General features: G+C 46.6%; 22 protein-coding genes. 7 read left to right on the top strand and 15 right to left on the bottom strand.

The annotated features are described in order from the left end of the window. Nucleotides 1-503 precede the first annotated feature (503 nt). The 3 genes from cas1f to OA57_RS10730 all read right to left on the bottom strand — a co-directional run bounded on the left by cas1f (nt 504) and on the right by OA57_RS10730 (nt 3,155). Nucleotides 504-884 (bottom strand): type I-F CRISPR-associated endonuclease Cas1f, encoded by a 381-nt coding sequence (gene cas1f, locus OA57_RS12870; protein ID WP_235424670.1) that lies wholly within the window; start codon nt 882-884, stop codon nt 504-506. Nucleotides 885-896: 12 nt separating this feature from the next. After that, nucleotides 897-1,190: a CRISPR-associated endonuclease Cas1 gene (locus OA57_RS12865; protein ID WP_235424669.1), complete on the bottom strand. Its 294-nt coding sequence runs from the start codon at nt 1,188-1,190 to the stop codon at nt 897-899. A 300-nt stretch (nt 1,191-1,490) separates the two neighbouring features. Continuing rightward, nucleotides 1,491-3,155 carry a putative transporter gene (locus OA57_RS10730; RefSeq protein ID WP_034617565.1) on the bottom strand — a complete coding sequence of 555 codons (1,665 nt, stop codon included), beginning with the start codon at nt 3,153-3,155 and terminating at the stop codon, nt 1,491-1,493. Between the two features lie 192 nt (nt 3,156-3,347). Here OA57_RS10730 and OA57_RS10725 point away from each other — a divergent pair, with 192 nt between their 5' ends. Both OA57_RS10725 and htpG read left to right on the top strand, forming a co-directional pair. Continuing rightward, nucleotides 3,348-5,132 (top strand): ABC transporter ATP-binding protein/permease, encoded by a 1,785-nt coding sequence (locus tag OA57_RS10725; protein WP_034617562.1) that lies wholly within the window; start codon nt 3,348-3,350, stop codon nt 5,130-5,132. Nucleotides 5,133-5,261: 129 nt separating this feature from the next. Continuing rightward, a complete protein-coding gene (gene htpG / locus OA57_RS10720) occupies nt 5,262-7,148 on the top strand; it encodes a molecular chaperone HtpG (RefSeq protein WP_034617559.1) in 1,887 nt (628 codons plus the stop codon). 60 nt (nt 7,149-7,208) lie between these two features. Here htpG and OA57_RS10715 read toward each other — a convergent pair whose 3' ends face one another. Then, a complete protein-coding gene (locus OA57_RS10715; protein WP_052122477.1) occupies nt 7,209-7,928 on the bottom strand; it encodes a 4'-phosphopantetheinyl transferase family protein in 720 nt (239 codons plus the stop codon). A 94-nt stretch (nt 7,929-8,022) separates the two neighbouring features. Between OA57_RS10715 and OA57_RS10710 the strand changes: the two genes are divergently transcribed. Together OA57_RS10710 and OA57_RS10705 are read left to right on the top strand one after the other, a co-directional pair. Then, a complete protein-coding gene (locus OA57_RS10710) occupies nt 8,023-8,718 on the top strand; it encodes an AzlC family ABC transporter permease (protein WP_034617556.1) in 696 nt (231 codons plus the stop codon). Further along, nucleotides 8,715-9,044: an AzlD domain-containing protein gene (locus OA57_RS10705; protein WP_052122475.1), complete on the top strand. Its 330-nt coding sequence runs from the start codon at nt 8,715-8,717 to the stop codon at nt 9,042-9,044. The genes OA57_RS10710 and OA57_RS10705 overlap by 4 nt, the downstream gene beginning before the upstream one ends. 52 nt (nt 9,045-9,096) lie before the next feature. Here OA57_RS10705 and OA57_RS10700 read toward each other — a convergent pair whose 3' ends face one another. Then, complete coding sequence (locus tag OA57_RS10700; RefSeq protein WP_034617599.1) at nt 9,097-10,449, bottom strand: TolC family outer membrane protein; 1,353 nt, start codon at nt 10,447-10,449, stop codon at nt 9,097-9,099. Between the two features lie 139 nt (nt 10,450-10,588). Between OA57_RS10700 and nudF the strand changes: the two genes are divergently transcribed. After that, a complete protein-coding gene (gene nudF, locus OA57_RS10695) occupies nt 10,589-11,209 on the top strand; it encodes an ADP-ribose diphosphatase (RefSeq protein WP_034617553.1) in 621 nt (206 codons plus the stop codon). Between the two features lie 175 nt (nt 11,210-11,384). Next, nucleotides 11,385-12,215, top strand: coding sequence for a 3',5'-cyclic-AMP phosphodiesterase (cpdA, locus tag OA57_RS10690; RefSeq protein WP_034617550.1), 831 nt, complete (start codon nt 11,385-11,387; stop codon nt 12,213-12,215). A 57-nt stretch (nt 12,216-12,272) separates the two neighbouring features. Here the strand turns inward: cpdA and dsbB are convergent, their stop codons facing one another. The 3 genes from dsbB to msrB form a co-directional block, all read right to left on the bottom strand. Then, a complete protein-coding gene (gene dsbB, locus OA57_RS10685; protein ID WP_034617546.1) occupies nt 12,273-12,809 on the bottom strand; it encodes a disulfide bond formation protein DsbB in 537 nt (178 codons plus the stop codon). A gap of 12 nt (nt 12,810-12,821) precedes the next feature. Further along, entirely contained in the window at nt 12,822-14,366 is a 1,545-nt protein-coding gene (gene nhaB / locus OA57_RS10680) for a sodium/proton antiporter NhaB (RefSeq protein WP_034617544.1), read from the bottom strand. A 123-nt stretch (nt 14,367-14,489) separates the two neighbouring features. Further along, a complete protein-coding gene (gene msrB / locus OA57_RS10675; RefSeq protein ID WP_034617543.1) occupies nt 14,490-14,882 on the bottom strand; it encodes a peptide-methionine (R)-S-oxide reductase MsrB in 393 nt (130 codons plus the stop codon). Nucleotides 14,883-15,169: 287 nt separating this feature from the next. Here msrB and gap point away from each other — a divergent pair, with 287 nt between their 5' ends. Continuing rightward, nucleotides 15,170-16,165, top strand: a complete 996-nt coding sequence (gap, locus tag OA57_RS10670; RefSeq protein ID WP_034617533.1) for a type I glyceraldehyde-3-phosphate dehydrogenase — start codon at nt 15,170-15,172, stop codon at nt 16,163-16,165. Nucleotides 16,166-16,238: 73 nt separating this feature from the next. Here the strand turns inward: gap and srlR are convergent, their stop codons facing one another. From srlR to OA57_RS10635, 7 genes are all read right to left on the bottom strand, one after another. Further along, entirely contained in the window at nt 16,239-17,003 is a 765-nt protein-coding gene (gene srlR, locus OA57_RS10665; RefSeq protein ID WP_034617597.1) for a glucitol operon DNA-binding transcriptional repressor SrlR, read from the bottom strand. A 32-nt stretch (nt 17,004-17,035) separates the two neighbouring features. Further along, a complete protein-coding gene (gene gutM / locus OA57_RS10660) occupies nt 17,036-17,395 on the bottom strand; it encodes a transcriptional regulator GutM (RefSeq protein ID WP_034617530.1) in 360 nt (119 codons plus the stop codon). A gap of 80 nt (nt 17,396-17,475) precedes the next feature. Further along, nucleotides 17,476-18,264: a sorbitol-6-phosphate dehydrogenase gene (srlD, locus tag OA57_RS10655; protein WP_200883624.1), complete on the bottom strand. Its 789-nt coding sequence runs from the start codon at nt 18,262-18,264 to the stop codon at nt 17,476-17,478. 6 nt (nt 18,265-18,270) lie between these two features. Further along, nucleotides 18,271-18,639: a PTS glucitol/sorbitol transporter subunit IIA gene (srlB, locus tag OA57_RS10650; protein ID WP_034617525.1), complete on the bottom strand. Its 369-nt coding sequence runs from the start codon at nt 18,637-18,639 to the stop codon at nt 18,271-18,273. Between the two features lie 25 nt (nt 18,640-18,664). After that, nucleotides 18,665-19,669, bottom strand: a complete 1,005-nt coding sequence (srlE, locus tag OA57_RS10645; protein WP_034617522.1) for a PTS glucitol/sorbitol transporter subunit IIB — start codon at nt 19,667-19,669, stop codon at nt 18,665-18,667. A gap of 25 nt (nt 19,670-19,694) precedes the next feature. After that, a complete protein-coding gene (gene srlA / locus OA57_RS10640; protein WP_034617594.1) occupies nt 19,695-20,243 on the bottom strand; it encodes a PTS glucitol/sorbitol transporter subunit IIC in 549 nt (182 codons plus the stop codon). A 257-nt stretch (nt 20,244-20,500) separates the two neighbouring features. Continuing rightward, nucleotides 20,501-22,021: a carbon starvation CstA family protein gene (locus tag OA57_RS10635; RefSeq protein WP_034617520.1), complete on the bottom strand. Its 1,521-nt coding sequence runs from the start codon at nt 22,019-22,021 to the stop codon at nt 20,501-20,503. Nucleotides 22,022-22,126 lie beyond the last annotated feature (105 nt).

Here is a 22,126-nt window from a genome sequence, read left to right as displayed (position 1 = left end):
ACGCATTATTCTAAAAATAACATTTAAAACAATAAGTTAAACGAACAAAATCACTTTGACCATCATTTCTCAATAGTTCAGTAACCAATTGATAAATAATATATTTTTAAAGAGCAACAAAAAATAGGTTTTAACTTGAAGCTGAGGTAAGAGCGGTTAAGATCAAATCCTAACCGCTCTTTAACGTTTACAATCACATACTAAGTGATCATATCCGAATCCTTTGAGAGTGACGTTCACTACGTAAGAACGTATCATCTTGAGATATGCCATATCTTATAATCATGCGGCAAAAAAAATCAACCCCTATATTAAATATATTTTTATAAAATACGAGTTCTTATCAAATACTCCTAAATTGTCGTTCGACTAGGCACCAGCATCACATAGCCTTTCACATTCCTTTCCAATCAGATATGATACTAACCCTACGTTAACTCGTAGCTTAGAAATATATAAAATACATTTTTGTTTTGTTAATTTTTACCCACCATACAGGTGGTTTATTCACTGGCGCCATTCTCTAGCGCCAGTTTTTTCACCACATCAAACATGAAATCCAATACGTTATGTTGTGTAAATGCCCTTAAGCACTCTTGTCGAAACGCCTGTTCGCTTGCTTTTTCTTTGGCACAGATGAAAGCTAACGGCAAAACAAGCGCATCTTTGATTAAGTCGGCAATATCAAAAACCAGCGCTCCACGGCGGGTTTTGCCGTGCATGACGGCAAAACCATGAGGAATACCCAATACCCATGTGGTCGTTGCTGCTAAACCATAGGCAAGATAGTTGCCGTGATTAAGAAAAATATTAGTGCGATCACCCGCTTCCCGATCGCGGGTAAATTCACCGTACCGAGTGGCCTGCGCTGCAAATTTATACAGCTGTTTGCTAAATCAAGCTTCCTGCTGCAATAAGGCTGTCACGTTTAATTGCGAATCAATCTCTTGTAATTGCTTATGTAATAATGAATTCAATGCATTATTGGCAATATCAAATCCTTCCGCCTTTAACTCTCGGTCCTTGTTCCATGTCCGTGTCTGCCGTAAAAAAGTAATACGGGCTTTTTGTAACAATTTAGCCGCCTGTAAGTGTTTTTCTTCGTTAAACCACCAACTCAGCCAACCTTGTACATATTCGGTCGGACGATATTCCCTTTGTGGCGTCAACCGCTCTATTTCGGTTGCCATAAAGAGCGGTGTTCCCGCACCGCAGCTTGTGTAACGGAGGTTCCGGTTCCCAAAATAATACTCGTCGTATTGGCAATCGGAATATTCCAATACAAATTTTCCTTATCACTTTCCGTTAAATAAAGTATTCGCCCGTTTTTTTGCATAACACGGCAATGCTCAAGATAATAAATATTGGCTCTTTTACTGTGCAAAATAGTTTTTAAATCTGACGGCGCTAAAAATTGATTGGACCGCGACCTGAATTCTCCCGATAAACAAAAAAGGACAACGCTTCCGTTGCCCCTTCAAGATTTAATCTTATGCCGCCGAAAAAAGCAGTAGCAACACGGCAAGTACCTGTGGTGAGATAATCCGCATAAACATCACCAGCGGATAAACGGTGGCGTAAGACAGGGCGGCGGCACCACTGTCTTCTTTAATGCCGTTGGCAAATGCCAAAGCCGGCGGATCGGTCATCGAACCGGCCAACAAGCCGCTGAGGGTGAGGTAATTCATTTTGGCATACAGCCGCGCGACAATACCGGTGATCATCAGCGGTACAAAGGTGATAATTGCACCATACATCATCCATTCCAATCCGTCGCCGCTGAACAGGGTGTCTACAAAATTAGCCCCCGCCTTGATACCGACCACCGAGAGGAACAACACAATCCCGATTTCGCGCAAAGCCAAGTTCGCACTTGGCGGCATAAACCAGTAAAGTTTGCCGATACTGCCGATTCGCGCCAGAATCAAGGCGACAACTAACGGTCCGCCGGCCAATCCCAGTTTTAACGCAACAGGAAAACCGGGCAGAGAAATCGGCACCGATCCCAATAATACGCCCAACAGAATCCCGATAAATACCGGCAGCATTTGCACTTGTTGCAATTTCTGCTGTGCATTGCCGATGACCGCCGTCACCGCTTCAATGGCGTCCAGACGTCCGACCAGATTTAATACGTCGCCGAATTGCAGGCTGGTATTGCTGGTAGGCACCAATTCAATCCCGGCACGGTTCAAACGGGAAATAACCACCTCATATTTCTGTTTGATTTTCAGATCACGAATTTTTTTGCCGAGTGCCAGCTCATTGGTCACCACCACCCGTACAGAACGCAAATCGGTGCCGCGAGTTGAAAGCGATTCCTTGACGATCTCACCGACCACCAACTGCACCCGATGCAAATCCGGCATATCTCCGACCAAATGCATAATATCGTTCTGCTGCACTTCGGTATCTGCGTGCGGCACAATCAACTCCTCGCCCCGTTTAAGTCGGGAACAAAGCACATTTTTTGCTTCAAATCCGGGAATAGCACGGATTTTCAAGCCGCTGATATTCGGATTGGTGATTTTCACATTCAGCGTACTCAGGCTCTCTTTATCATGCCCCGATTCTTTTTCAAATTGTTGGTGCTCTTCTTCAATCTTAATTTTGAAAAACAGCCGAATCAGCCAAATCGCCAACAAAATACCGCAAATACCGAACGGATAGGCAATCGCATACGCCATCCCCATGGTTTCGGTAATATTGGTCATGCCCAACTCCGCCAAAATCTGCTGCCCCGCCCCCAATGACGGCGTATTAGTCACCGCACCGGAGAAAATGCCCAGAATAATCGGCAGTTCCACCCCGAAAGCAAGATGTAGGATCACCACCAACAGCGCACCTAACAACACAATCAGCATTGCAAACAGGTTCAGTTTCAATCCCGACTGACGAAGCGAAGCAAAAAAACCGGGGCCGACCTGAATCCCGATGGTATACACAAACAGAATCAAGCCGAACTCCTGAATAAAATGCAAGGTATGCGGTTCAAGGTTCAAGCCGTATTGATTGGTAAAATGGCCGACAAAAATTCCGCCGAACAACACCCCCCCGATTCCGATTCCGATGCCTCTTATCTTCAAATGCCCCAACCACAATCCGATGACGGCAACCAAAGCAAGCAGGCTAATCGTGATAGCAATATCACTCATAACATCTCCTATAGTTAAATTTTAAAATGATAAACTGCGCACATTATACCGATGTTAAATCGGCAAAAGTTTGTTATAGTGCAAACTTTTAAAATAAAGATGAGATTTTTTATTTAAAAATTTGCGTGCATTGTTAAACTTTTTAGCTATTTGAGAATCAAATGCTTACTATTTGTTAAATTTGGACTTTTTATGAATTGGCAACAAGAACTTATCGATTCCGCCGGGTGGTTGGCACAGGCTTTTATCGGCAGTATGCTGTTTTTGGCGGTACTCGGATTTTTACTGATTAAATTCAGCCGCTGGGGAAAACAATTTTGGCAGCTTGCCGCCGACTATATCGATCCGAAACACAATTTAAAAGCCATCGGATTATTTTTAATTATCGTATTGTTATCGTTAATGGCGGTGCGTTTAAACGTTGTCATCTCCAATTGGTATAATGTGATGTACGGCTCGCTACAAGATTTGAACGCCCCGTTATTCTGGCAAATGATGGTCGTATTCAGCATTCTGGCAAGCATCAATGTCGTCTTGGTGTTAGCCAATTATTATTTATCGCAGCGCTTTACGATTAACTGGCGTACCGCACTTAATCAACGCTTTGTCGATCGTTGGACGACAAACCGCACTTACTATAAAACACAGTACAATTACAGTCGCTTGGACAACCCCGATCAACGGATTCAGCAAGATATCCTATCGTTTGTCTCCAGCTCCCTGAGCTTTTCCACCGGCTTAATCAGCGCCGTCACCTCGATCATCGCCTTTACGATTTTATTGTGGAAATTATCCGGCCCGACCGCACTTCTCGGCATAGAAATTCCGCACGGCATGGTTTTTATCGCTTTCGGCTACGTACTCATCACCTCGCTGTTTGCCTTTAAATTGGGACGACCGTTAATCGCACTCAATTTCCTGAATGAAAAACTGAATGCAAACTACCGTTATTCATTAATTCGGATCAAAGAATACGCCGAAAGCATCGCCTTTTACGGCGGCGAAAAAACCGAACGCAATACCTTATTCGGTCAGTTTGAAAAAGTGATCGGCAATGTATGGCAAATTGTCTATCGAACCCTGAAATTTTCCGGTTTTAACCTCGTGGTCAGCCAAACTTCGGTGGTCTTTCCGTTTTTGATTCAAGCCGGCCGTTTTTTCAGCAAACAGATTTCACTTGGCGATCTAATGCAAACCGTAAATGTGTTCGGTCAATTGCATAGCAGCCTGTCATTTTTCCGTAATTCTTATGATGATTTTGCCGCTTATAAAGCCACACTGGATCGTTTGACCGGATTCAACGCAGCCATGCGCAGTGCCGAACAGCTGCCGATGCCGACAATCAGCGAACACGCAAGCCGGTTGCAGGTTAAAAATCTGACGGTAAAAACCCCGGCGCATACGCCATTGATCAACGGGCTAAATTTGGATATTGCCCCGGCCACCCGCCTACTGATTCAAGGGCCGTCCGGTGTGGGTAAAACCACACTGTTACGTGCGCTGGCGGGTTTATGGGCATACGCAGAAGGTGAAATCGCAGCACCACGCAATGCGTTATTTTTGTCGCAAAAACCGTATCTACCGCAAGGTACACTGTTAGACGCATTGTATTATCCGAATACCCCGCCGCAAAAAGCGGACTACCAAACCGAACAAGCCGTGTTGCAACAAGTCTGTCTGGCGCATTTGAGCGACAAACTGAGCGAACACAACGAATGGACGCAGATTTTATCCTTAGGCGAACAGCAACGGGTGGCATTTGCCCGTCTGTTGCTGAACAAACCGCAAATCGTCTTTTTGGATGAAGCCAGCGCCAGCATGGACGAAGGCTTAGAAGATGCGATGTACCGCCTGCTGCAACAAGAATTGCCGCACAGCACCGTTATCAGCGTCGGCCACCGCTCAACCTTAAAACGCTTCCACAGCGATTTGCTGCATATTCAAACCGACGGCAGTTGGCAGTTAGCCCGACAATAATGGATATAAGTGCGGTTCAACCAAACCGCACTTTCACTTTCCCCCTTGAAATCCGCCCAACCGTTCCCATATCTAGTTCTATCCTATTTCGTTTACCTTTTTGTTTAACCATTAGAACAGGAAATAACAATGAGCAACAACCAAGAAACGCGCGGTTTTCAATCCGAAGTCAAACAACTGCTACAGTTGATGATTCACTCCCTCTATTCCAACAAAGAAATCTTCTTGCGCGAGCTGATTTCCAACGCCTCCGACGCAGCCGACAAATTGCGTTTCAAGGCACTTTCCGCACCGGAACTGTATGAAGGCGACGGTGATTTGAAAGTGCGGGTCAGCGCCGATAAAGACAAAGGCACGCTCACCATCAGCGATAACGGCATCGGCATGAACCGTGAACAAATCATCGACCATCTCGGCACGATCGCCAAATCCGGCACCAAAGAATTTTTAAGCACCTTGGGATCCGATCAAGCCAAAGACAGCAAACTGATCGGGCAATTCGGCGTGGGGTTCTATTCCGCTTTTATCGTCGCCGATAAAGTCAGCGTGAAAAGCCGTGCCGCCGGTGAAAGTGCGGATCAAGGCGTATTGTGGGAATCCGCCGGTGAAGGCGAATACAGCGTTGCCGATATTGAAAAAACCGAACGCGGCACTGAAATCACCCTGCATTTACGCGAAGACGAAAAAGAGTTCTTGGACGACTGGCGTTTGCGCCAAATCATCGGCAAATACTCCGACCATATCGATTTGCCGGTCGAATTACTGGTGAAAGAATACGATGACGAAGGCAAAGAAACCGGCGTCAAATGGGAAAAAATCAACAAAGCGCAAGCATTGTGGACGCGCAATAAAGCCGAGATCGGCGAAGAAGAATATAAAGAATTCTACAAACACATCAGCCATGATTTCAACGAGCCGTTACTGTGGGCGCACAATCGGGTGGAAGGCAAACAAGAATACACCAGCCTGCTGTATCTGCCGGAAAAAGCCCCTTGGGATCTGTTCAACCGAGAACATAAACACGGCTTGAAACTGTATGTGCAGCGTGTGTTCATCATGGACGATGCCGAGCAATTTATGCCGAACTATCTGCGCTTCGTCAAAGGGTTGATCGATTCCAACGATCTGCCGCTGAACGTATCGCGTGAGATCCTGCAAGACAATAAAGTGACTGCCGCCCTGCGCAAAGCGCTGACCAAACGTGCTTTGGGTATGTTGGAAAAACTGGCGAAAAATGAAGACAAAACTAAATATCAAAATTTCTGGAAAGAATTTGGTTTAGTACTGAAAGAAGGTTTGGCGGAAGATCATGCCAATCAACAAGAGGTCGCCAAATTACTACGTTTTGCAACCACTCACAATGACAGCAGCGAACAAACGGTTGCGCTGGAAGATTATGTCGCGCGCATGAAAGAAGGGCAGAAGGCGATTTACTACATTACCGCCGACAGCTATGTTGCCGCTAAAAACAGTCCGCACTTGGAGCTGTTCAATAAAAAAGGCATCGAAGTGCTGCTGTTGTCTGATCGCATTGACGAATATGTGTTGGGCTACTTCACGGAATTCGACGGCAAGCCGTTACAAGCCATTACCAAATCCGATCTGGATTTAGGCGATCTGGCCGACAAGGAACAGGAAGAAGTACAAAAAGAGCAGGATAAGGCATTCGATTCATTTATCGAGCGGGTGAAAAGCTATCTGGGCGAACGGGTGAAAGATGTCCGTTTAACCCATCGTTTAAGCGATACGCCGGCGATTGTCTCCACCGACAATGATCAGATGACAACGCAAATGGCGAAATTGTTTGCCGCCGCCGGACAACCGGTGCCGGAAGTGAAATACACCTTTGAGCTAAATCCGGAACACGCTTTAGTACAGAAAACAGCGGATACCAGTGATGAAGCGCAATTCGGCGAATGGATTGAATTGCTGTTTGATCAAGCGATGCTGTCTGAACGCGGCTCGCTGGAAAATCCGACGGCATTTATCAAACGGGTGAACAAACTCTTGGCATAAACTGCCTCGCATACCGGAACCATCAAGTGCGGTCGGAGAAATCCAACCGCACTTTTCATTTTAATTGACCTGATAAATCATCTGTCGCAGGCATTTTATCGGTACAAGTGCGGTTTGCCAATGGAACAATTCAGGAAGGGTTTCCTCGTTTTGCTGCAAAAAATACGCCAGATAAAACGGTAGTTCATCGCTAAAAAATAATTTTCCCTTCGGTGCATAATCACACTGAATCCGCAACTGCTGCGGCTGGTGAACCACCGAACGCAGTTTGACAATGCCGACGCCCTGCGATTTCAGCACCGCTTCACGCGGACACCAAGTGCGGTAGAATGCCGCCTCACGCCTTGCTTGCCGCTCGAACCACCGCCGCTCGCTTTCCGAAGCGTAAAAACGCATTAACCCGTCAAAATTGCGCTGTTTCTGCGGACTTTCAATATCCACCGCCACTGCAACCGCACTTTCATGCGGCTCGGTGATGGCGATCACCACCGCAACCCAATCGCCGGAATGGCTGATATTAAAATCAATCTGCGGTGTATCGGCAAAATAGGGGCGGCCGCTTGCGGTGCGCTGAATCCGTTCAATGAATGAAATCGGTTGGCGAAAATGTTCCAACAGTTTCACCAATAGAAAATGCGCCAAAATACTGCTCTGCCGCCGCTGCTTCAAACGGGCGTTCGCTTTAAGTTGCGGCTGCAAACGCACCTCCGGCAAATAACGGCGCAATACCGCACTTGGCGGCATATCCGCCAGATTTCCCCAAATTACCGCACGTTGCATTCTGCTGTCCTCAATTGGTCATGACAAATTTCCATTTTTTCATTAGACTATCGGCTTCTCAACAAAATAACAATCCATGATCTGAAAATTCAATATGAAAACCGCTTCCTCTTCCGATTGGCGACATTTAATCCGTCTCACTCTGCCGATAGCGATGGGCTATTATGCCGCCGGTATTGCCTATGGCATTCTCGCCGTCAGCGCCGGTTTGCCGGCTTGGCTGACCGTAGCATTAAGCATGTTGGTCTATTCCGGTGCGGCGCAATATGCCGCCATTCCGCTGTTTGCCGCCGGCGCCGGCTTTTTTCCGTTGGTCGTCGGTACGTTACTGATTAGCCTGCGTCAGATTTTTTATACATTGGCATTACATCGGGATTTACCGAAAAAAGGCTTGCTGCGCTGGTATGCCACGGCATCGATTACCGACGAAAGTTATGCCTTGGTTGCGACACAGGATAAATCCGAACGCCCGAGACTGATCAGCAAAATCAATTTTCTCTGCCAGTTCTATTGGGTTTCCGCCTCGTTGATCGGCACCCTGTTGGGTGCGGAGCTGGCAAATGCAATACCGCACTTGGAGTTTGCCTTGCCGTGCCTGTTTATTATTTTGGCATATGAGCAGTATCGTCAAGTACGACAATACTTTCCTTTTCTGTTGAGCGTCGGCGCATTTGTGCCGGCGAAACTGTTTGCAGCCGATTGGCTGATGCTGGCGGCGATTTTATGCTGCATGACGGCTATTTTAATGCGTTATAACCTGCAACTGCGTTATAAGGAGAGAAAATCATGAGCCATACTGTTGATATTCTCTTGGCGCTGTTCGGCATGGCGGTCGTCATCTTTGTTTGTCGCGCCTTGCCGTTATTCCTGCCGCAACGCTGGCTGCAAGCCGGTTGGCTGCAAAGCCTGAATCAAGCCTTGCCGCTGTGCATCATGCTGATTTTATTATTGAGCAGTTTAAAGATTCCGACCGCACTTTCAGCCTCGTTTATCGAACCGTTGATTGAATTGGTGGCGCTAAGTGCGGTTTTGCTGAGCTATATCCGCTGGCGAAACACGCTGTTAAGCGTGGTAATCGGCGTAGTCGGCATCAATCTGCTGTATCGGCTGATCTAAAAAAACGGCAACCCAAAGGTTGCCGTTTCCGTTATATTGCCTCAGACTCGGATTACAACTTGGTTCTAACCGTTAATAAATTATGCAGACGGCTCAAATCGTTTTCATTCAAACTGCCCGATAACTGTCGCAACTGCAATTCCAGCAACAGGTAGTTATAACGTGCCGACGACAATTGCCGTTGGGCTTCGTGACGGGTACGGGTGCTGGTCAATACGTCCAGAATGGTACGGGTGCCGGCATTATAGCCCGACAACGTCGCCTGATAAGCACTTTCCGATGAACGCACATATTGCTGATACGCCCTGATTGAACTCGAAGAGGCGTTCAGGCTGTTGACCGTGGAGCGGATATTGCGCACCAGATCACGATAAGTTGACTCCAATCCTTCCGAACTGCTGACAAAAGCGTGCTGTTGTTGTCGCACGCGCGAAGCCGTCTGACCGCCGGTATACAACGGCATCGACACTTCCACGCCGATAGTCGCCTGATCAACACTGCGATCCGGAATGCCGTAACTGCTTGCCACCGGCATTCTTGAATTGGTGTGGGTTAAGCCGGCGACCAAATTCACTGTCGGCAAATAGGCGCTTTCCGCAACTTTGATGCCTTCTTTTGCCAATTCTTTGCCCATTTTATAGTAGGTCAACGTCAAATTCTGCTCTTCGCCCTGTGTAATATACTGGTTCGGATTGGCATAGGTTTGCGTTTTGAATTTTTTCGTATCCAACCGATGGATATCCGACGGATATTGTCCGGTAATTTCATATAGGGCTTCAATGCTGTTATCGACATCGTTTTGCGCCATAATTTCATTGGCGATCACGCTGTCATACTGTGCCTGCGCTTCATCAACATCGGTAATCGCCACCAGTCCGACCTGATATTGCTGGTTGGTATCACTCAATTGGCTGTAAACCGCTCTTTTTTCGGCTTGCACCGATGTCAGCGTATCAATGCTGTTTAACACACTGATATAAGCGGTTGCCACGCGATACAACAAATTTTGCTGTGCCGCCTGATAAGACACTTCCGCCTGTTGTGCGGTTTTTTCCTGCAATGACAAATTACGCCATAAGCTCATATCAAACAGCGCCTGTCTTAAATTCAGCCCGACACTGAAAGTGCGGTTTTGGCTGAAACTGTTGTTATAACCGGTATTATGCGTTGTTCCGTGGTCTACATAGCGATTTGAACCATAACTGGCGGCGGCATTCAATTGCGGCAACAGTGCGCCTTTCGCTTGATTTTTGCCTTCGATAATCTGCCGGCTGTCCGCATAGGCTTTTTTCACCACCGGATCACTGTTCTTCGCCTGCTCGTAGGCTTCCATCAAAGAAGCCGCCATCACCTGCTGCGTCAAGCCGAGGCTTAAAACCGACAGCAACAATGTTATTTTTTTCATCTCTTTTTTCTCAACTAAATGATCGTTCATTTATTTTACCGAAAACCTTTTGCAAATGTAAGTGAAAAAAGGCGTTAATTTGATAAACTGATTCAACTCGAATCGCAAATTCAGGCTTGACCGAAAAAAGAGGAAACACATGACGATTGAACAATTTTCTGCCGCCGATTTAGAGATCCAACAGCAGGATCTGGTCTATGACGGTTTTTTTAAACTATATCAAATCCGCTTCCGCCATAAACTGTTTGCCGGCGGCTACAGCAGCACCGTTACCCGCGAATTATTGTACAAAGGTGCGGCCTCTGCCGTCATCGCCTACGATCCTCAGCGGGATCAGGTGATTCTGGTCGAACAAGTGCGGATCGGCGCTTACGTGAAAGACAGTGGAAAATCACCGTGGCTGTTGGAGTTAATCGCCGGTATGGTGGAAGAGAATGAACAGCCGCAAGAGGTTGCCGTACGGGAAGCACAAGAAGAAGCCGGTATCGCCGTCACCGATATCGTACCGGCACTCAGCGTCTGGGACAGCCCCGGCGGTGTTTTCGAACGGATTCACCTGTTTGCCGGCAAAGCGGACGCCTCACAAGCAAAAGGGCTGCACGGACTGGCGGAAGAGCACGAAGACATCAAAGTGCATGTCGTCAGCCGCGAACAAGCCTACCAATGGATCGAGAGCGGAAAAATCGATAACAGCATCGCCGTGATCGGTTTACAGTGGTTACAGCTTCACTATCTTCGCTTACAAAAATTATGGGGATAAACAATATACAATAAGCGGTGAAAAAAGAGGATATATCTTCAATTTCGACATTTTGTTTCTCGGAAAATGTGCGCTTACTAGCATTTTTAATAGAAAAATACTGACATTTGGATAAAAAACAGTATCTTATCCATTACGACATTTTTTTATTTCTTACAGATTTTGTTGGTATATTTTGAAAACAACTTTCCTTCACCATTCAGACGGTATACCGGTACGTTTTATTCAAGTGACGGATCCGCATCTATTCGCCGATAAAAAATCGGCATTATTGGGCATTAATACCTACGACAGCTTTGTTGCCGTTCTGTCCGAAATTCAAAAAACCGCCTTTGATTTCGAGTTTGTACTCGCCACCGGCGATTTGGTACAAGACAGCAGCTCGGAAGGCTACCGCTACTTCAGCGAAGAAATTCAGACACTGCAAAAACCGGTATTCTGGATTCCCGGCAACCATGACTATCAACCGCATATGGTCGAAATGCTGAGCCGTCATACTCAGTATATTTCACCGTTAAAACACATCGTTATCAACGATACTTGGCAAATTTTGATGCTTGACAGCCAAGTGATCAACTCGCCCCACGGCTATCTGAACCTGTACCAGTTGGATTGGTTACTGGCCAAACTGGAGCAATATCCGAATCTCTATACTGTGATTGTGCTGCACCACCATATCGCCCCGACGCGTTCAGCTTGGCTCGATCAACATAATTTACGCAACACATCGGAGTTTTTGAGTTGTTTGGCGCAGCATCGGCACATTAAAGCGGTCGTCAGCGGGCATATCCACCAAGAGATGGACACCGTGTGGAATCAATATCGGATTCTGACCACACCGTCCACCTGTATTCAATTCAAATCCGACAGCTACCATTTCAGTTTGGGCTCCATGCCGCCGGGTTGGCGGGAATTTGAACTCTATCCCGACGGCACATTGAAAACCCAAGTCCGCCGGATTGAAAACAATCTGTTTACCCCGGATTTTAATATTTCGGGATATTAACTATGCAAAAAGCGGCTGCCGAAATAACTGGCAGCCGCTTTTTTGCTTTTAACCAGCTTATTTAAACAATGTTCGTTGGCGACGGCGAGTCGGCTTTAACTGACTGAGCAACACCCCCCCCAATACCAGCACATAAGCGGCGAAAACCACAATCAACCATTGCGGCATGGCGAATCCCAAAAACGACCACTGCAATTCACTGCAAGAACCGTAAGCCTCGAAAACTTGCGGAAACCATTTGTTTAACGGTAGTGTCGCCGGAAAGTCCACCATCAACGGACACTGATCCCACGGATTGGGATTGAGTTGATAATCCGTGTGCCGCACGGCCAACAGCAAGCCTTGTACCGCGCTGAACAAACCGATAATCAATGCCGATAACCGAATTAACAAAAAGTGCGGTGCGATCAAACCAATCAACGCAGCCAAAGCGATGCCCAGAATCGCAACACGTTCATAAATACACATCACACAAGGTTCAAGCTTCATGACATGCTGAAAGTATAATCCGGCGGCTTCAAAAGCCAAACAAGAGATTAACAACAAAAACCAACCGCCGCGACTGAGCGAAACCTGTTTTAAATAATTGAACATTTGCCTTCCTTCTTATGGAGTAATCAGCCAACCGGCACTTTGAAACCAAAGCGTCAACTTCGGCAATAATAATTCTACAGATACTAACCCAACCAGCGACAAAACGATAGTATAAGGCAAAGCCATGTAAACCATTCGACCATAAGATAAACGAATTAGCGGTGCAAATGAAGAGGTTAATAAAAACAAAAATGCGGCTTGCCCGTTCGGCGTGGCGACCGAAGGCAAATTGGTACCGGTATTGATGGCAACGGCAATAAATTCAAACTGCTGTTGGGTAATCGTATTGGCGGCCAACGCCGCTTTCGCTTCATTAATATACACCGTGCCGACAAATACGTTATCCGAAATTGCCGACAACAGCCCATTAAAAATATAAAACAACGCCAGCTGTGTTTCTTCCGAAGCGTGCAGTACAAACTGGATAATCGGCTGGAACAAGCCTTGATCGATAATCACCGACACGACGGCAAAAAACACCACCAATAATGAGGCAAACGGCAACGCTTCTTCAAAAGCTTTGCCCAGTGCGTGTTCTTCGGTGATACCGCAAAAAGCCGTCACCAAAATAATCACGCTCAATCCGATTAACCCGACCGCCGCCAAATGGAAAGCCAGTCCGCAAATCAGCCAAATGCCGACCAACGCCTGCACACACAATTTCGCCCGATCCTGAGCGGTCAGCTTACGGCTCTGCTCCCGTTCATAACGCGCTAAAACTACCCAGACCTTTTGCGGCAATCGCTGCCCGTAGCCAAAAACCTTAAAACGCTCCAGCGCCACGCAAGTCAAAGTTCCGCAAATCAATACCGGCAGCGTTACCGGCAACATCCGTAAAAAGAATTCGCCGAAGCCCCAGCCTGCCTGCGCCGCAATAATTAAATTTTGCGGTTCGCCGACCATGGTCATCACCCCGCCAAGTGCGGTTCCCACGCCGGCATGCATCATCAGGCTGCGCAGGAAGCTGCGGAATTGTTCCAGCGTATTGCGTGACATATCGATTTTCTGATCATTAAAAATATCATCCGAATTATCATCAAAAGTATAACCTGAAGCCACTTTGTGATAGACCGCATAAAAGCCGGTTCCGACACTGATGATCACCGCAACCACCGTTAAGGCGTCAAGAAAAGCCGATAAAAAGGCGGCGCACAGACAAAATGCTAATGAAAGGCGTAATTTGGAATGAATGCCGAGCAACAGCTTGGTAAAAATAAACAGCAACAGCTGCTTCATAAAGAAAATACCCGCCACCATAAACATCAACAGCAGCAATACTTCGATATTGGCCATCACTTCATGCATGATATGCTCAGGCGAGGTCATACCGATAAAAATTGCCTCAATCACCAATAATCCGCCGGCTTGTAGCGGATAGCATTTTAATGCCATCGCCAACGTAAAAATAAATTCAGCGACCAATAACCAACCTGCCCAAAACGGGCTTATCGTAAAATAGACTATCGGGTTTATAATCAAAAATCCTAAAATACACACCTTGTACCAATCCGGTGTTTTCCCCAAAAAATTGCGCAAAACCGCGTTGCCGTAATTCATGTCCTTTCCCTGAATTTGTTTTTAATTTAAAGTAATTGCAACCATTGTAGCCAAGATATATAAAAAGAATAATCCTTTGTGATTTGAGATAAAAAAGTGTTATCTAAATCACATTTTCGCTACCTAACCTTCTATTATTTCTCCACTTTCCTGATCTTCAAAAATCATGGATACCGAGTTGACGCAAAAACGCAATCCGGTCGGCGGCGGGCCGTCATTAAATACATGCCCCAAATGCGAATCACAATTGCCACAGCGAATTTCAGTCCGATGCCGAGATAAGCTGTAGTCGTCCAGATAACGGATTGACTGCCCAGAAACCGGCCGGTAAAAACTCGGCCAGCCGCAGCCGGCATCAAATTTGGTATCCGACAAAAATAGCGCAGCGTCACACAACAAACAGCGGTACAGCCCGACATTGCGTTGTTGCAGTAATTTACCGCTAAACGGCAGCTCCGTCCCCTGTTCCAAACAGATGCGCCGCTGTTCGGCATTCAATTGTTCCTTTGTCTTCATTGTCACCTTCCGTGTTCAAAAAACCCTCTCCATTCTAAAACAAAAAGCGGCGGAAATATCATTCTTTTTGATCCTATGCCGCCCGCTTATTATCGGCTATATTTTTTTCGCTATCTTGACTTGCCTCAAAAATTTGTTGTTTCGAAGCGGAACAAACCTGTGATATACTTCACAGAGTTACATGGAGCCGCGATAGCGCAGAAATAACGCCAAATGTAACGTTTTTAGGCGAAATAGCGGCAAAATGTAGTAATTTTGTTAAACTTTTAATGAAGGGTAAAAATCTCATGGCAATTAAAATTGGTATTAATGGTTTTGGCCGCATCGGTCGTTTCGTATTCCGTGCCTCCATCAATCGTGATGACATCGAAGTTGTCGGTATCAACGACTTAATCGATGCCGATTACATGGCTTATATGCTGAAATATGATTCAACTCACGGTCGTTTCGACGGTACTGTCGAAGTGAAAGACGGCAACCTGGTTGTTAACGGCAAAACCATTCGTGTAACGGCTGAACGTGATCCGGCAAACCTTAAATGGGATGAAATCGGTGTTGACGTTGCCGTTGAAGCAACCGGTTTGTTCCTGACCGATGAAACCGCACGTAAACACATCACCGCCGGTGCCAAAAAAGTGGTATTGACAGGTCCTTCCAAAGACAAAACCCCGATGTTCGTTAACGGTGTCAACTTTGATACTTATGCCGGTCAGGATATCGTTTCCAACGCATCTTGCACCACCAACTGTCTGGCGCCAATCGCTAAAGTATTAAACGACAAATGGGGCATCAAAGACGGCTTGATGACAACCGTTCACGCCACAACTGCCACCCAAAAAACCGTTGACGGCCCATCAGCCAAAGACTGGCGCGGCGGTCGCGGTGCGGCACAAAACATCATTCCTTCATCTACCGGTGCAGCTAAAGCGGTCGGCGTGGTTATCCCTGAATTAAACGGCAAATTGACCGGTATGGCGTTCCGTGTTCCGACGACAAACGTTTCTGTTGTTGACTTGACTGTCAACTTGGCAAAACCGGCGACTTATGCCGAAATCTGCGCCGAAATGAAACGTGCTTCCGAAAACGAACTGAAAGGCGTTTTGGGCTACACAGAAGATGAAGTGGTTTCCACCGATTTCAACGGCTGCACCCTGACCTCGACTTTCGATGCCAAAGCCGGTATCGCATTAACCGATACTTTCGTTAAAGTCGTATCTTGGTATGACAACGAAATCGGTTACTCAAACAAAGTATTGGATCTGGTTGCCCACATCTCTAAATAATTGAGTCAATCCAATTAACAACATACCGCACTTTCAAACAAAAGTGCGGTATTTTTTTGTTTTTAATACCCGATTAATCAGCCAAAATCACCCGAATATTTTTTTCACTCAGCGCCTGATAAATTTGAGCGTCCAAACCTTTATCAGTAATGATGATGTCGATTTTCTCCAACGGACAGACTACATTCGGGCTGCGTCGGCCGAATTTGGACGAATCCGCCAGTAAAATAATCTCTCTTGCCGCATTGCACATGGCGGTACTGACGCCGTGAACTTCATTAAACGTTGTCGAGCCGACATCCAAGTCAAAACCGTCCGTCCCGATAAACAGCTTGTCAAAGGAAAATTTCTCAAATGTCGATTCGGCAAGAATGCCGTGAAACGAGCCGGATTTAGGGCGATAAGTTCCGCCACAAATCAACAGTTCATAGTTTTTATCCAACCCGGCCAGGCTGTTGATGATATGCAGACTATTGGTCATGACGGTCAAATTATCAACTTTCGACAAAAACGGGATCATTTGCAAGACCGTACTGCCGGCATCAATAATCATCGAATCGCCTTCTTTGAGCAGTGTGGCCGCCGCTTTTGCAATTTTCTTTTTGCTTTCCAGATTGATATGCGCTTTATTGATGATCGGCAAATCTCCTTCGTCGTTGCCGGCAAGCACAACGCTGCCGTAAGTCCGCAACACTTTGCCGCCCTCTTCAAGTGCGGTCAAATCCTTACGAATAGTCGCACCGGTGGTATCGAAATGGTTCGCCAACGCATCAACGGTCGTTTTGCCGTGCACGTGCAAATAATCAATAATCGCCGTTTGTCTCTCTTTTGGTTTCATAAATCCGGTCTCATTTTTCATGCCGACGGATATTATCGCAAACGAACCGCCTCAAACAATGCTTCCTGACAAGCGCTGCTGTCGGGAAAAACGGCTTTCGGCACAATTTCCTCCGGCCTTAATCCCTGCAATCGTGGAATCGAGCTCGGTCCGGAAAAAACAGTGTATCCTTTCATTAGCAATGTATCCGTCACGCATTGATTTTGATCAACAGCAACGGCAATAACGACTTTGGCTTTAAATCGGCCTGTGCTGCGCCCTACGCCAACCCGCCCTTGCTGACACAACCGTTCAAACGAACGGTTAAAATGTGATACCTGCCACCAGCCCAGTGCAATTTGTAATGCCCAGGCAATAACGGCAACTAAAATCAATGTATTTACAGTATCCATAAATGAAATTATCTCACAGTTTGAAAGAAATTTGGCGAATTATGCAAATAAATGTGAGCTAACCCGCCATAAATTTTCGGTTAAAACATCACCTGTCCACCGGTGATATTGATTGACTGCCCGGTGCAATAAGAAGCTTGTTCACTGGCATAGAACAACAACACATTCAGCACATCCTGATAATCACAGCCCCGTTTCAACGGCACTTTATCGATATAAGCCTGCTCGACTTCCTCAGGCGAAATGCCGAGTTTCTCGGCATATTGCGGGATCAGCGATTGAAACATCGGTGAATTCAGCAAATTACCCAGCATTAACGAATGTACCGTAATCCCGTTTTCCGCCAAATCCAATGCCAGCGACTGGGTTAAACCGACGCCGCCGAATTTGGCCGCACTGTAACCGGAATTATGCTTACTGCCGACTTTGCCCGATTTTGAATTGATTTGGATAATCCGCCCTTTAATGCCGTCACGAATCATCAGTTTGGCAAATTCCCGTGCGCATAAGAAATACCCGGTTAAATTGACCTTGACCGAAAATTCAAAATCATTCAGTGCAAAATGGGTTATCGGCGCCGCTTTCGCTACACCGGCACTATACACCAGCAAATCCACCTGCCCGAATTCCTGATCCACTGCTGCCGCCAATGCCATGACACTCTGTTCATTCGTTGCATCGGTCTGAAATCCGCGGGCAAGCTGCCGACCGCACTTTTGATTGATATCTTCCGCCGTTTTCAGCGCATTTTCCCGATTCAAATCGGCCACCGCCACCAGATAGCCCTGCTCGGCCAGCCCTTCACACAGAAATGCCCCTAACGTTTGCCCGCCGCCGACAACAACGGCCACTTTTTTACTGCTCATCATAAACTCCTATTTATCACGTTTAATCGTTAAAACCGAATTCACATCAAGTGCGGTCGGCACATCACCAAGCAAATGAATCGTTCCCGGATATTCCGCCTCTCTCGCCGCATCAAAACGAAACGTCACATGCCCCAACGCTTTCAAATTGAAAGACGCCACCGAACCGACCGCCGTAATCACAAAATCCCGCCCGTCAAGCTGTAAAATATCCCCCTGACAAACATCGACTGACAATTCACCGTGTCGGTGGATAAAACAAAAATCTTCCAAATCTTGCGGCGCCCCTTGTTTAAAGGTAATCAGCATATTTTCAGCCAACGCATCTCGCGCGAATTGCCCGACTTTAGTGATCACTGTTTGATAGATAATCATCATCTTTTTTCCTTATATTTCAGCCATATCAATAAATAAAGGCGGAGACAAACCATGCCGCCAGCACGGTCGGCGCACCGGTCAAAAAGCGCCCCACCAAGACCGAAGGCACACCGACCCGAACGGTATCCTGTTTTGCTTCCGCCAGTGACAAACCGACCGGAATAAAATCACAAGCCGCTTGGGCGTTAATCGCAAACAGCGCCGGCAATGCCAATCCCGGCGGAATATTGCCCATACCGATTTGCACCCCGACCAACACCCCGATAACCTGAGCAATAACTGCGCCCGGCCCCAGAAACGGCGACAAAAGCGGAAAAGAGCAGATTAGCGCCAGCGTCACCAATCCGATCGGCCCGTTTGCCAACGGGGTTAAACCGTGCGCAATCCAATCGCCCAAGCCCGATGCCATAATGATGCCGATTAAAGCCGACACAAATGCCATGAACGGCAGAATCGTTTTGAGTACGGTATCGATAGTGTCACGCCCCGCTTGGAAAAACACCGCCACCACCGATCCCATTGCCATACCGACTTTGGCGAGTAAACCGTCACTCTGCTCGGTAATCTTTTTACTGCTGTCGTAATCCCTGACCGCACTTTGACTACTTACCGACGGTGAGTTCTGTGTGTTTTCAACCTGCGCTGCGGCGACAACAGAGACTGAATCAATCAACTTGATATTGTCGTTTTTCACCGCCGACACATAAATATCTTCCACGATAAATTCTGCCAACGGACCTGATTTGCCGGTTGCATGAATATTAATCGTCGGAATACGGCGTTTCGGATAAAGCCCGCAGCGCAACACGCCGCCGCAGTCAATAATCGCAATCCCGATTTCATCGCCTGCCGGCTCTCCTTCTTTAAATCCGTCCACTGCTTGCCAGCCGGTCAACTCAACCAGTTTGTCCACAATTGCCGGACGTGTACCCGCCGTCATATACAACACTTTTTTGCCTGCAACGACCGGTACCGTTAACGGTCCGCCCCAGCCGCCATTGCCTTTTTCAATATAAATTGCTTTTGCCATAATCTTGTTCTCCCTGCCTAAAGGCTTACAAATGCACTTCACGATCCAGTTTAATGTTCATCCGTTTTTCAAAAACAGCCGTGGTAAAATCCGTTATCCAGCCGCGGAAAAAATTGGTCACCATGCCGACCAGCAAATAGCTGACCGCCAACGGGGCAAGCGGCACGTCCAACGTTGTCAAACCGCCGGCAATCCCCAAATAAACGAAAAGTTCCCCGGGATTAATATGCGGAAACAACCCGTTCATCGAATGGCAGCTATACGAAGCGGCGGCGTAATAACTCGGTTTATAACGTTCCGGCAGGAAACGCCCAAGGCTCAGGGTCATCGGATTACAAAAGACAAATGTGCCGAAAACCGGCAGAATTAAATAACGAGAAAAAGGATTGCCGGCACTGCGCTGCGCCAAACGCTCAATCCGATCCTGTCCGATAAAGGTAATCAGGGCATTCATGATCACCAACAAAGAAATCAATAGCGGCAAAATACCCGTCACCATGCCGGTAAACACCTCACCGCCTTTTTGAAACAGTCCGATGAACCATTCCGCACCGTGTGTAATCATTTCAATCATAATAGCCTCACAAAAATAGCGTTGTATAAAGATATGGTTTCTGATCAGCATCGCTAATCAGTGAGGCTATACTACATCACTTCAAAATAAAAAAGTTTTAAATAGATCACAAAAATAACTATTTTTAGTTTATTTTGAAATATTTTTTATTCGTTTTGAACATCAATTTAAAGAATGAGTAAAAAATAAAGGTAATACGAGAAAAGACAACAAAAAAGCGAGCCGAAGCTCGCTTTTATTATCATCGTCAGAAATGATTAGCTGACCGTTTCCGAATCCGGATCGCCGTCGGCAATCGGTTTTAACATCAGGAAGAAAGCCAGCGTGATTACAATGGTCAGGGCAAAGCCGACATAAACCGCAGTTTGATACTCCAAACCGAAACCAATCGGAGCATAAGCCAAGAAAGTCGTACAGACGCTTGTCATGAAAATAGCCGGTACAGTGCAAACCCAATGGAATTTGTTATAGCGATACAAATAAGCCGCAGCGACCCACAGCATCACCGTTGCCGTTGTCTGATTCGCCCAACCGAAATAGCGCCACAGAATCGAAAAATCAATTTTCGAAACGGCAAATCCGACAATAAATAACGGAATTGCAATCATTAAGCGTTTTGCAATATTGCGTTGATCCAGATGGAAGAAATCGGCAATCAGAAGACGGGCGGCACGGAATGCGGTGTCGCCGGAGGTAATCGGTAAAATAACCACGCCCAAGACTGCCAAGATACCTCCGAATACGCCCAACATACCGATTGCGGAATCATAAACCACTTTGGACGGTGTCCCCGAAACAATCGCCGCATTCATCGCTTCCGACGTTTCATAAAAACTCAAACCGACCATACACCAGATCAAGGCAATCACACCTTCACCAATCATTGCGCCGTAGAAAATAAATCGGCCTTCTTTTTCATTCTCGGCACAACGCGCCATTAATGGCGTTTGCGTCGCATGGAAACCGGAAATCGCACCACAGGCAATCGTAATGAACAGCAACGGCCAAATCGGCAAGCCTTCTTTCGGATGCAGATTTTGGAAGAAGGTGGCAAAATCAACATCCATACCGACCGAGCGGAACATCGGAATGCCTTCAAAGATCAAACCGAATAACATACCGACCGTCATAAACAGTAACAATGCACCGAACAGCGGATAAATACGGCCGATAATTTTATCAATCGGAACCAATGTTGCAATAATATAGTAAACAAAAATAATCGCAGTCCATATCATCAGAATGTTGGCGTTACTTGTGCCGGACTCCTCATTGACGGCGCCCGCCCCTACCGCACCTGAATTTAACAGATCAGCGGTAATATTCGTCAACAGCGACGCCGGGCTGGCAACGAACACCACACCGACCAGCAACAACAGCAAAATCGCCAAGACATTCATAAAATGTTTTACCGGCCGCCCCAAATATTTTCCCGCCAAAAACGGAATATTGGCGCCTTTGTTACGGATACTCAGCATACCGCAGAAATAATCGTGCACCGCCCCGGCAAAGATACAACCGAAAACAATCCACAGCATGGCAACCGGCCCGTATAATGCCCCCAAAATCGGTCCGAAAATCGGCCCTGTTCCGGCAATATTCAGCAACTGGATCAGCCAGATTTTTTTCTTTGACATCGGCACATAATCCACGCCGTCAGCCATATGGTGCGCCGGTGTCGGACGTGACGGATTGATTTTAAAGATTCGCTCAATGATCGAACCGTAGATAAAATAACCGGCGAGCAACAAGGCAACGCAGAGTAAAAACCATAACATAGTAAACACCTCAAAAATTGGATACATCAGGGTGCGGGCATTCTATCAGAATTTATGAGAAGTGAAAGAAATGTAAAAAAAGATTAGTCGGTTTCGTGTCAAAAA

Origin of the sequence: Chelonobacter oris (assembly GCF_000772535.1) — a bacterium.
Lineage (GTDB): Bacteria > Pseudomonadota > Gammaproteobacteria > Enterobacterales > Pasteurellaceae > Chelonobacter > Chelonobacter oris.
The sequence above is the reverse complement of the archived record's forward strand: the minus strand, read 5'-3'. Positions and strand labels throughout refer to the sequence as shown.

Excerpts from the sequence above, each read along its gene's own strand:
- srlB (WP_034617525.1), bottom strand. The coding sequence starts at position 18,639 with ATGATGATTATCTATCAAACAGTGATCACTAAAGTCGGGCAATTCGCG.
- htpG (WP_034617559.1), top strand. The coding sequence starts at position 5,262 with ATGAGCAACAACCAAGAAACGCGCGGTTTTCAATCCGAAGTCAAACAA.
- srlD (WP_200883624.1), bottom strand. The coding sequence starts at position 18,264 with ATGATGAGCAGTAAAAAAGTGGCCGTTGTTGTCGGCGGCGGGCAAACG.
- OA57_RS12865 (WP_235424669.1), bottom strand. The coding sequence starts at position 1,190 with ATGGCAACCGAAATAGAGCGGTTGACGCCACAAAGGGAATATCGTCCG.
- OA57_RS10730 (WP_034617565.1), bottom strand. The coding sequence starts at position 3,155 with ATGAGTGATATTGCTATCACGATTAGCCTGCTTGCTTTGGTTGCCGTC.
- OA57_RS10725 (WP_034617562.1), top strand. The coding sequence starts at position 3,348 with ATGAATTGGCAACAAGAACTTATCGATTCCGCCGGGTGGTTGGCACAG.
- dsbB (WP_034617546.1), bottom strand. The coding sequence starts at position 12,809 with ATGTTCAATTATTTAAAACAGGTTTCGCTCAGTCGCGGCGGTTGGTTT.
- msrB (WP_034617543.1), bottom strand. The coding sequence starts at position 14,882 with ATGAAGACAAAGGAACAATTGAATGCCGAACAGCGGCGCATCTGTTTG.
- OA57_RS10635 (WP_034617520.1), bottom strand. The coding sequence starts at position 22,021 with ATGTTATGGTTTTTACTCTGCGTTGCCTTGTTGCTCGCCGGTTATTTT.
- OA57_RS10715 (WP_052122477.1), bottom strand. The coding sequence starts at position 7,928 with ATGCAACGTGCGGTAATTTGGGGAAATCTGGCGGATATGCCGCCAAGT.
- nudF (WP_034617553.1), top strand. The coding sequence starts at position 10,589 with ATGACGATTGAACAATTTTCTGCCGCCGATTTAGAGATCCAACAGCAG.
- OA57_RS10705 (WP_052122475.1), top strand. The coding sequence starts at position 8,715 with ATGAGCCATACTGTTGATATTCTCTTGGCGCTGTTCGGCATGGCGGTC.
- OA57_RS10700 (WP_034617599.1), bottom strand. The coding sequence starts at position 10,449 with ATGAAAAAAATAACATTGTTGCTGTCGGTTTTAAGCCTCGGCTTGACG.
- srlE (WP_034617522.1), bottom strand. The coding sequence starts at position 19,669 with ATGGCAAAAGCAATTTATATTGAAAAAGGCAATGGCGGCTGGGGCGGA.
- gutM (WP_034617530.1), bottom strand. The coding sequence starts at position 17,395 with ATGGATACTGTAAATACATTGATTTTAGTTGCCGTTATTGCCTGGGCA.
- gap (WP_034617533.1), top strand. The coding sequence starts at position 15,170 with ATGGCAATTAAAATTGGTATTAATGGTTTTGGCCGCATCGGTCGTTTC.
- srlA (WP_034617594.1), bottom strand. The coding sequence starts at position 20,243 with ATGATTGAAATGATTACACACGGTGCGGAATGGTTCATCGGACTGTTT.
- nhaB (WP_034617544.1), bottom strand. The coding sequence starts at position 14,366 with ATGAATTACGGCAACGCGGTTTTGCGCAATTTTTTGGGGAAAACACCG.
- srlR (WP_034617597.1), bottom strand. The coding sequence starts at position 17,003 with ATGAAACCAAAAGAGAGACAAACGGCGATTATTGATTATTTGCACGTG.
- OA57_RS10710 (WP_034617556.1), top strand. The coding sequence starts at position 8,023 with ATGAAAACCGCTTCCTCTTCCGATTGGCGACATTTAATCCGTCTCACT.